The organism is Sphingomonas sp. (assembly GCF_036387535.1).
Taxonomy (GTDB): Bacteria; Pseudomonadota; Alphaproteobacteria; order Sphingomonadales; family Sphingomonadaceae; genus Sphingomonas_R.
On sequence record NZ_DASVTO010000024.1, the window covers coordinates 1 to 8,194 of the forward strand.

At 67.1% G+C, this 8,194-nt stretch carries 9 protein-coding genes and 1 pseudogene; 3 read left to right on the forward strand and 7 right to left on the reverse strand.

The window, feature by feature from the left end; translation table 11 throughout:
* The 4 genes from VF649_RS02235 to hflK all read right to left on the reverse strand — a co-directional run.
* Positions 1-262, reverse strand: a 262-nt coding sequence (locus VF649_RS02235; protein ID WP_331010330.1) for a helicase HerA-like domain-containing protein, incomplete at its 3' end; no start/stop codon positions are given.
* Positions 263-386: 124 nt separating this feature from the next.
* Positions 387-1,616 carry a trypsin-like peptidase domain-containing protein gene (locus VF649_RS02240; protein WP_331010331.1) on the reverse strand — a complete coding sequence of 410 codons (1,230 nt, stop codon included), beginning with the start codon at positions 1,614-1,616 and terminating at the stop codon, positions 387-389.
* Positions 1,617-1,725: 109 nt separating this feature from the next.
* Entirely contained in the window at positions 1,726-2,601 is an 876-nt protein-coding gene (locus VF649_RS02245) for a protease modulator HflC (RefSeq protein ID WP_331010332.1), read from the reverse strand.
* Entirely contained in the window at positions 2,598-3,761 is a 1,164-nt protein-coding gene (gene hflK / locus VF649_RS02250; protein WP_331010333.1) for an FtsH protease activity modulator HflK, read from the reverse strand. The genes VF649_RS02245 and hflK overlap by 4 nt, the downstream gene beginning before the upstream one ends.
* Before the next feature lie 309 nt (positions 3,762-4,070).
* Here hflK and VF649_RS02255 point away from each other — a divergent pair, with 309 nt between their 5' ends.
* From VF649_RS02255 to VF649_RS02265, 3 genes are all read left to right on the forward strand, one after another.
* Positions 4,071-4,832: an Mrp/NBP35 family ATP-binding protein gene (locus VF649_RS02255; RefSeq protein ID WP_331010338.1), complete on the forward strand. Its 762-nt coding sequence runs from the start codon at positions 4,071-4,073 to the stop codon at positions 4,830-4,832.
* Positions 4,833-4,878: 46 nt separating this feature from the next.
* Entirely contained in the window at positions 4,879-5,208 is a 330-nt protein-coding gene (locus tag VF649_RS02260; RefSeq protein ID WP_331010334.1) for a hypothetical protein, read from the forward strand.
* Positions 5,209-5,359: 151 nt separating this feature from the next.
* Positions 5,360-5,791 carry a CoA-binding protein gene (locus tag VF649_RS02265; protein ID WP_331010335.1) on the forward strand — a complete coding sequence of 144 codons (432 nt, stop codon included), beginning with the start codon at positions 5,360-5,362 and terminating at the stop codon, positions 5,789-5,791.
* Positions 5,792-5,812: 21 nt separating this feature from the next.
* On the opposite strand, the gene VF649_RS02270 is transcribed toward VF649_RS02265, so the two are convergent.
* The 3 genes and pseudogenes from VF649_RS02270 to VF649_RS02280 form a co-directional block, all read right to left on the reverse strand.
* Positions 5,813-6,592: an inositol monophosphatase family protein gene (locus tag VF649_RS02270; RefSeq protein WP_331010336.1), complete on the reverse strand. Its 780-nt coding sequence runs from the start codon at positions 6,590-6,592 to the stop codon at positions 5,813-5,815.
* Positions 6,585-7,931, reverse strand: a complete 1,347-nt coding sequence (locus VF649_RS02275; RefSeq protein ID WP_331010337.1) for a TldD/PmbA family protein — start codon at positions 7,929-7,931, stop codon at positions 6,585-6,587. Before VF649_RS02275 ends, VF649_RS02270 begins: the two co-directional genes overlap by 8 nt.
* A gap of 48 nt (positions 7,932-7,979) precedes the next feature.
* Positions 7,980-8,194 (reverse strand): annotated as a pseudogene (locus tag VF649_RS02280) (4-hydroxybenzoate octaprenyltransferase); the annotation flags it as partial.

Here is an 8,194-nt window from a genome sequence, read left to right on the forward strand (position 1 = left end):
CCGCGCGCGTCGCCAGGGTCGCGTGCATCGCCGCGCCTGGCGAACCCGCCATCGCGATCCCGCTCAGGTCACCCTTCACATCGGATACGAACACCGGCACACCGGCGCGTGAAAACTGCTCCGCAATACCTTGCAGTGTCACGGTTTTCCCGGTGCCCGTCGCGCCGGCGATCAACCCGTGCCGGTTTGCCCGGCGCAGGTTCAGATATTGCCGATTCCCATCCGCCGCCGCGCCGATGAAGATCCCCGCCCCGTCGGCCATCCACGCATCCTCATGATGCTCGGAACCCCCGCCCGATCACGGGAGGGGGTTCCGAGCCTGAAACAACCCGATCGACACCGGCCAGCCAATACAAGCACTTGACGGCCGCTTTTACCGCAACCTCTTACTTCTTGGACAGTTCGACACCGACATAGCGTGGCGGGGTCGCCTGACGCTGGATCAGCATCAGAACGCTTGGGCGTCCCGCTGCCTTCGCCGCATTGACCGCGGTGATGACGTCCTGGATCGTCGTCGCCGGTCGCTGATTGACCGACAGGATCACGTCCCCGCGGGCCAGCCCTTGTGTCGCGGCGTTGCTGGCGGGATCGACCGCGGAAATCACGACGCCCTTTACGCCGGTCGGCACGCCGATCGACTGCGCGATCTGCGGTGTCAGCGCCTGCAACGTCAGGCCGAGCGACGCACGGGTCGACTGCTGCGCCTGCGGCGCGGGCGTGCTGGAATCGCCATCATCGTCGTCCAGACCCTGCCCACCGCCGCCGGCCGCAGCCAGCAATTGGTCCTCGGGCGGCCGCTCGCCGATCACGGCGGTCACCGTGATACGCTTGCCTTCGCGGATCAGTTCGATCGGCACGCGGCTGCCGATCGGAAGGTTCGCGACGGTATAGCTCAGCGTGGCATCGGGAGTGACGTCGACATTGTTGACCTTGACCACCACGTCGCCTTGCCGGATCCCGGCGCGCGCCGCGGCGTAGCCCGGCTCCACGGTGCGGACGAGTTCGCCGACATTCTTCGGCAGCCCCAGCGACTCCGCGATGTTGTCGTCGATCGGCTGGATCCCGACACCCAGATAGCCACGCCGCACCCGCTGACCCTTGCGCAGCGCTTCGATCACCGGCTTGGCCTCTTCGGCGGGGATCGCAAAGCCGATGCCGACATTGCCGCCCGTCGGCGAGTAGATCGCCGTGTTGATACCGATCACGTTGCCGTTCAGGTCGAACATCGGTCCGCCCGAATTGCCCTGGTTGATGGACGCATCGGTCTGGATATAGCGATCGTTCGCGCCACCATTGTTGATGCCCCGGTGCAGCGCGGACACGATGCCCGCAGTCACCGTGCTGTTCAACCCAAACGGATTACCGATCGCGATCACCCAGTCGCCGACCCGCGTGCGCGTCGAGTCCCCGAACTGCACGAACGGCAGCCCGGTCGCCTCGATCTTCAGCACCGCCAGATCGGCGAAGCTCATCGGCGCACCGGGGCGCGGGGGTGTGGCCGTGATTGTGCCGGGCGCATTCTGGGCAACCTGAGCCCCGACCGGCTGATTTACGACAAGGGTGGCCGTCGCACCGCCGGCAAGCATGGCGGCAGTGATGACATAGGCGTAACGCACGATCGCAATCCTCCTTAAGGATTCTCTTTCCGCCCTGGCCTGCGGCGGTCAGCCTCTGGCTGCCGCTTTTCGGCTGAACGGGATTTGAACGACGGGCCGCTGGGGCTCGTCAGGGCTTCCGCCCGCGAAACTGACGCAGATATTCATTGTCGGGTGTCAGCACCATCGATGTGCCCCCGGTCGCGGCGGTGTTGCCGTCGCTGCCGAAGGTATGGCGATAGGACTGCATCGCGCGATAGAAGTCATAGAAGTCGGCATCGCGGTTGAACGAATTGGCATAGACGCGGGATGCATCGGCATCGGCCTGCGCCGTGATCAACTGCGCCTGCTTCTGTCCCTCCGCCCGGATCGACCGCGCCTCCTGTTCGCGCGCGGTGCGCATCCGCTGGAACGCACTTTCCAGCGGGGTGCCATCGGGAAGGTCGGCCCGCTTGATCCGGACGTCGACAATCTCCGCACCATATTGCGCCGCGACCACGTTCAGCCGGCTCTGGATATTGTCCATCAGTTGCCCGCGCTCGGGACTGAGCAACGCCGCGAACGACCGCCGGCCCAGTTCGTTGCGCAGCGACGAAGCCAGGATCGGCCGCAACGCATCCGACACCCGCTTCTCGTCGCCCCGCGCGCGCAGGTACATCCGCAACGGATCGACGATGCGATAGCGGGCGAAGGCATCCACCTCCAGCCGCAGCTGATCGGTCGACAGCACCGACTGGCGCGGCATGTCGAAATCCAGCACGCGCTTGTCGATCCATACGATCTGTTCCAGGAACGGCACGCGCGCGATCAGGCCGGCACCGGTTTGCCCGAACGGCCGCCCCGCGACATAGCCGTTGATCACGCGGTTCGGCCGGCCCAGCCGCACTACCAGCCCCTGGCGGGTTTCCGGCACCACCGCAAAGATCGATGCTGCGACGATCACCGCCAGCACCAGCGCGATCGCCCAGCTGATCGGGTTGCGGAACAGGTTGGTCACCGGGTTCATCGTGCGGCTCCTTCCTGCACGGCCGGCGCGGCCGGGGTCCGTGGCAACTGGTTCAGCGGGAGATAGGATGTCACGCCCGGCGTCTCGACCACGGTCTTGTCGGTCTTGGCCAGCACATCCTCCATGGTTTCATAATACATGCGCTTACGGGTCACCTCCGGTGCCAGGCGATATTGGTCATACACCTTGTCGAACGCCGCGGCTTCGCCCTGCGCCTTCGCGGTCAGCTGCAAGGCATAGGCGCGCGCGGTATTGAGGTAGCTCTGCACCTCCTGTTGCGCGGCCGAAACGTCCTTGAACGCCGCGACCACCGCCGCCGGCGGATCCGCCTGCTTGATCGCCACACCCTGGATCAGCACGCCCGCGCGGTAACTGTCGAGGATCGCCTGGACACGCTGCTGCACGCGCGCCTCGATCTGGCTGCGCTGCGGCCCGATCGCATCGTTCAGCGTGACGGCTGCGATCTCCGCCCGCATCGCGCTTTCGGCGACTTCGCGGATCGTGTCGTCGGGGTCGGCCAGCTCGAACAGGTACAATTCCGGATCGCGGATATTCCACCGTACCGAATAGGCCAGGTCGATGATGTTCTGGTCGCCCGTCACCATCAGGTTCTGCGCACCGCCGGCCGCGGCACCGTTGCTGCCGGATGCGTCGATGTTGATCTCGCGGATCTCGTCCACCGAAACCTTGGTCACCTGATCGATGGGCGCCGGGAATGTCAGTCCGACGCCGGGCTCCATGGTCGTGACGTAGCGCCCGAACCGGGTCACCACGCCGCGCTGCTGCGCGCCGATCTGATGGAAGGCGGTCGTCAGAAACCACAGGATGATGAAGCCGAAGGCCAGTCCGACCCAGAGCTTGCGCCCCTGCGGGTTCGGAAATCCGGATGGCAGGCCCCGGCGCCCGCGCCGCAACAATTCATCCAGCGCCGTGGGACCATTCGGTCCCTTCCCGCCATTCCCGCCGGGCGGACGCTTGCGTGGCGGTTGATCCCAGGGGTTGCGCGGGCCCAGGCCGTCACCGCCGCCGCCGGAGCCGCCATCCCCGCCGCTGCCCTTGCCCCCGCCGGCGCCGCCGCCGGAACCGCCACTCCACGGCCCGCCTCCCGCTTCGTTCAGCAGGTTGCGCCCTTGTCCGTGTCGGCCGATCATCTCGCTCATCTTGTCTTTATAGGTGCGCGGCGGGGGAAAAACAGTGGCAAGCCGGTGTTTCCCTCCTATGTGCCGCGCATGGCCCTCACCCCCGATCCCGCCGCAGCCCTCGGCCCCGCCCTCGATGCCGTGATCGATCCGACATCGGGCCGTGGTCTGGTCACCTCCGGCCGTGCCGCCGTGCCACGCCTTGCGGCCGGGACGGCCAGCGTGATCCTGGACGTGGCCGGCCTGACCCAGGCGGACCGCACGGCGCTGGAGGCGCAGATCCGCGCAGCCGTGTCGGCAGTCGCCGGCGTCGACGCGGTGCGCATCGCCATGACCGCTGAAAAGCCGGTGCGGCGGATCGTCGCGATCGGCAGCGGCAAGGGCGGGGTCGGCAAATCCACTTTGTCCGCCAACATCGCGATCGCACTGGCGCAACGCGGCGTGAAGGTCGGCCTGGTCGATGCCGACATCTATGGTCCGTCGCAGCCGCTGCTGATGCGCGCCGCGGACGTCCGCGCCACCGCGACCGACAAGAAACTCAATCCCGTCCCTACCCCCTACGGCGTCCCGATGCTGTCGATGGGTCAGATGGTGGATCAGGGCCGCGCGATCGCCTGGCGCGGCCCGATGGTGGGCGGTGCGCTGGGTCAGCTGATCGACGCCGATTGGGGCGACACGGAATTGCTGATCCTCGATCTTCCGCCCGGGACCGGCGACGTTCAGCTCAGCATGATCTCCAAACACAAGCCGGTCGGCGCGGTCATTGTCTCCACGCCACAGGATCTGGCGCTCATCGATGCGACCCGCGCGATCGACCTGTTCGCTCAGGCCTCGGTCCCGCTGATCGGCCTGGTCGAAAACATGGCGGGTTATATCTGCCCGCACTGCGGCGAGCGCTCCGATCCGTTCGGCCATGGCGGTGCGGAGACGGCCGCCGCTTCGCTCGGCGTTCCGTTTCTGGGCCGTATCCCGCTCGATATCGCGATCCGCACCGCGTCGGATGCGGGCACGCCCCCTGTCGCCATCGGCGGGCCGGGGTCGGCCGCATTCCGCATGATCGGCGATCGGATCGCGGCCTGGCTGAACCGCTGACGCTCTCGATGTACAGAGCAAGGGACGGATGCTACTGACTAACGTCATGATTGATGCGCCGCCGCCTGCATTCACCTACCTCTCGTGCTCGCTAGAGACGAAGCGTGGTGCCGAAGCGATCGCGGTAATCGTCGATGAGGCGAACCAGATGGTCACGATATCATCCCCCAAGTATGGCCTCACGAACCGAGGAGTCGGTGTATTTGATGCGAATAGCGTCACAATCAACCTCACCTCCAGCGCGGCTTACACGACCTATCGAATCGACAGAACGACACTCGCGATTACGCGGGAGTTTCACCTTTTTGCCGCGAAGCCCTCTTGGGATAGCGGCGTTTGCAGCGTCAACACTGCACCGCGGGAAAGGAAATTCTAGTTTCCTATCAATCATGGACTTACTTTATTCTCTTTCCGGATGTACGCGATTAAGCTTCGGGATGGCAATCGTGTAAGCAGTTGGCGAATGTAGGTTGTAGAGATCGGCAGGAACGATCCACACGTTTTCTTCTGATACTGAGGAGATGATGATGCCGATCACGTCGGACGAAGACATTGCCGCGCTGCTCCGTGAAACCCGGACGATCGCGATGATCGGCGCATCGGACCGACCCGACCGACCAAGCTACACCGTCGGACAGTTTCTGATGCACCACGGCTACCGCGTGATCCCGGTCAATCCGCAGATTACCGGGGAACATCTTCACGGCGAATATGTCTGGCGCGACCTGTCCCAGATCGGCGAACCGATCGACATGGTCGACATCTTCCGCCGATCCGCCGACGCCGGCGCCGCAGTTGATCAGGCGATTGCGGCCGGCGCGAAATCGGTCTGGCTGCAACTGGGCGTCTACGATGCCACCGCCATCGCCCGCGCGGAAGCCGCCGGGTTGAAGGTGGTCGCCGATCGTTGCCCGAAGATCGAGATCGCGCGGCTGAACATCGCCAAGATCGAACGCTGATCCCCGTCCGGGCGGTGCGTCTTACCGGACCGCCGCCACCAACGCCCGCTCGCGCAACCGCGCGATCGCCGCGGCATGGATGCCCGCCGCCGCCGCGACCACGCCAAACGCCTCGCCCTTGGTCGAGTTGTAACGCAGCGGCGCGCCGAAACCGTCGGTCACCACCGCCCCTGCCTCCCGCGCGATCAGCGCGGCGGCGGCGATGTCCCATTCATGGCCCCAGCGCAGCGTCGCGACCAGGTCGGCCGCATCCGCCGCCACCATCGCGATGCGCAGCGCGATCGAATTGGGCTTCTCGACCAGCGTCAGATCCCGATCCGCCCGCGGCAAGGCATCGGCCGGGGTTCGTGCGCCGGACAATTCGGTGCGGGCACCCGCCTTCAACCGCACGCCGTTCCGCGTCGCCCCCATGCCGGCGGCGGCGGCCCAGCGTTCGCCCCGCGCCGGCGCGTCCAGCACGCCCAGCACGACATTCCCGCCCTCGACCAGCGCGATCGATACCGCCCAACCAGGCCGACCACGCAGGAAATCGCGCGTGCCGTCGATCGGATCGACGACCCACGTCCGGACACGCATCAACCGTTCCGCGCTATCGACCGTCTCTTCCGAAAGCCACCCTGCCTCCGGATCGATCGCCGCCAGGCGCCGTCGGATCAGGGCGTCGACGGCCAGATCGACATCGCAGACCGGGTGGCCGGGTTCCTTCTCCCACTGCCGATATCCGCCGCCGAAGCTGGCCATCGCCAGCCGGCCGGCCTCCGCCGCGACATCGGCCACCGCGTTCAGCAGGATATCAGGCACCGGCCACCGTCATGCCGTCGATCCGGACGGTCGGCGCGTTGGTCCCGGCCCGATATTCCAGGTCCGAAGCCGGCATCAGCGCGCGGTACATCGCCTTCAGATTGCCCGCGATCGTGACTTCCGCCACCGGCTCGGCCAATTGTCCGTCCCGGATGGCGAACCCGGCCGCGCCGCGGCTGTAATCGCCGGTCAGCCCGTTGACCCCGCTGCCGATCAGTTCGATCACCCAGAATCCCAGCGTGATGTCCGCGATCAGGTCCGCCACCGACGCCGTGCCCGCCGCCAGATGCAGGTTGGTGCTGCCCGCCCCCGGCGATCCCCCGATCCCGCGGCTGGCATGTCCCGTCGGTGCCATGTCCAATTGCCGCGCAGACGCCGCATCCGCGATCCAGCCCGTCAGCCGGCCGTCCGCCACGATCTCCCGCCGCGCCGTGGGCAGCCCCTCGCCGTCGAACGGCCGTGACCGAAGCCCGCGCGGACGCCGCGGATCGTCGATCACCCGGATCCCCGGCGCGAACAGCTGCTCTCCCAGTTGATCGAGCAGAAAGCTCGTCCGCCGCGCGATCGCCGATCCCGTGATCGCCCCGATCAACGGACCCAACAGGCCGGCGCTGACCCGCGGATCATAGACCACCGGCATCTGCCCAGACGGCAATTGCCTGGGGTCCAAGCGCGCCACGGCCCGCCTACCCGCCCGTTCCCCGATGATCCCGGCAGGTTCCAGGTCGGCCAGATGGCGCGCGCCGTGGCTGGCATAATCCCGCTGCATCGCGCCGCCCGCCCCGGCGATCACGCTGGCGGAACAGCCATAGGATGTGGTAGCATAGGCCCGTGCAAAGCCGGTCGACGTCGCCAGCGCGATCGTCGCGCGGCTGGCGCTGGCGCTCCCGCCCTCGCTGTTGGTGATGCCCGGGACGGCGCGGGCCGCATCCTCCGCTTCCAGCGCCCGGGCTTTCAATTCGGCCGGGCTGGCGGTGCCGCCGTCGTCAATTTCGACGTCGACGGTCGCGCCCGTCGCCAACAGATCGGCGGGGGCCAGCCCGGCATACGGATCCTCCGGCGCCTCGCGCGCCATGGCCACGGCACGCTCGACCAGCGCGGTCATGGCCGCCGCCGACAGATCGGATGACGACACGCTGGCCGATCGCCGCCCGATGAACAGCCGCAGCCCGATCTCCTCGCCGTCGGAGCGTTGCACATCCTCCAACGCGCCCAGCCGCACCGACACCTGCGTCGACGCATCGCGCACATACAGCACGTCGGCGGCGTCGGCGCCTGCCTTCATGGCGGCGGCGACCAGGTCGGCGGCGCGCGCCGCGGCGGGGTTGGTGTCTGACATGCAGGGGCATCTAGGGGCACGGGATGGGAAGCGAAAGGGCCGGACGCCCTATCCGGCGCTTCCGACCACCAGGCACGCCAGGAACATCAGCAGCCCCGCAAACCGGTTCGACCGGAACTTGGCGAGCGCATCCGCCCCATTTTCCGGCCGCAGGGTGACCACCTGTGCTCCGAAATGCAGCGCCACCGGCGCCAGGGCCAGCAGAGCCAGTGCTTGCGGTCGCACCTGCCACAGCGCCGCGCCCCACAACAGCACCGCCGCCG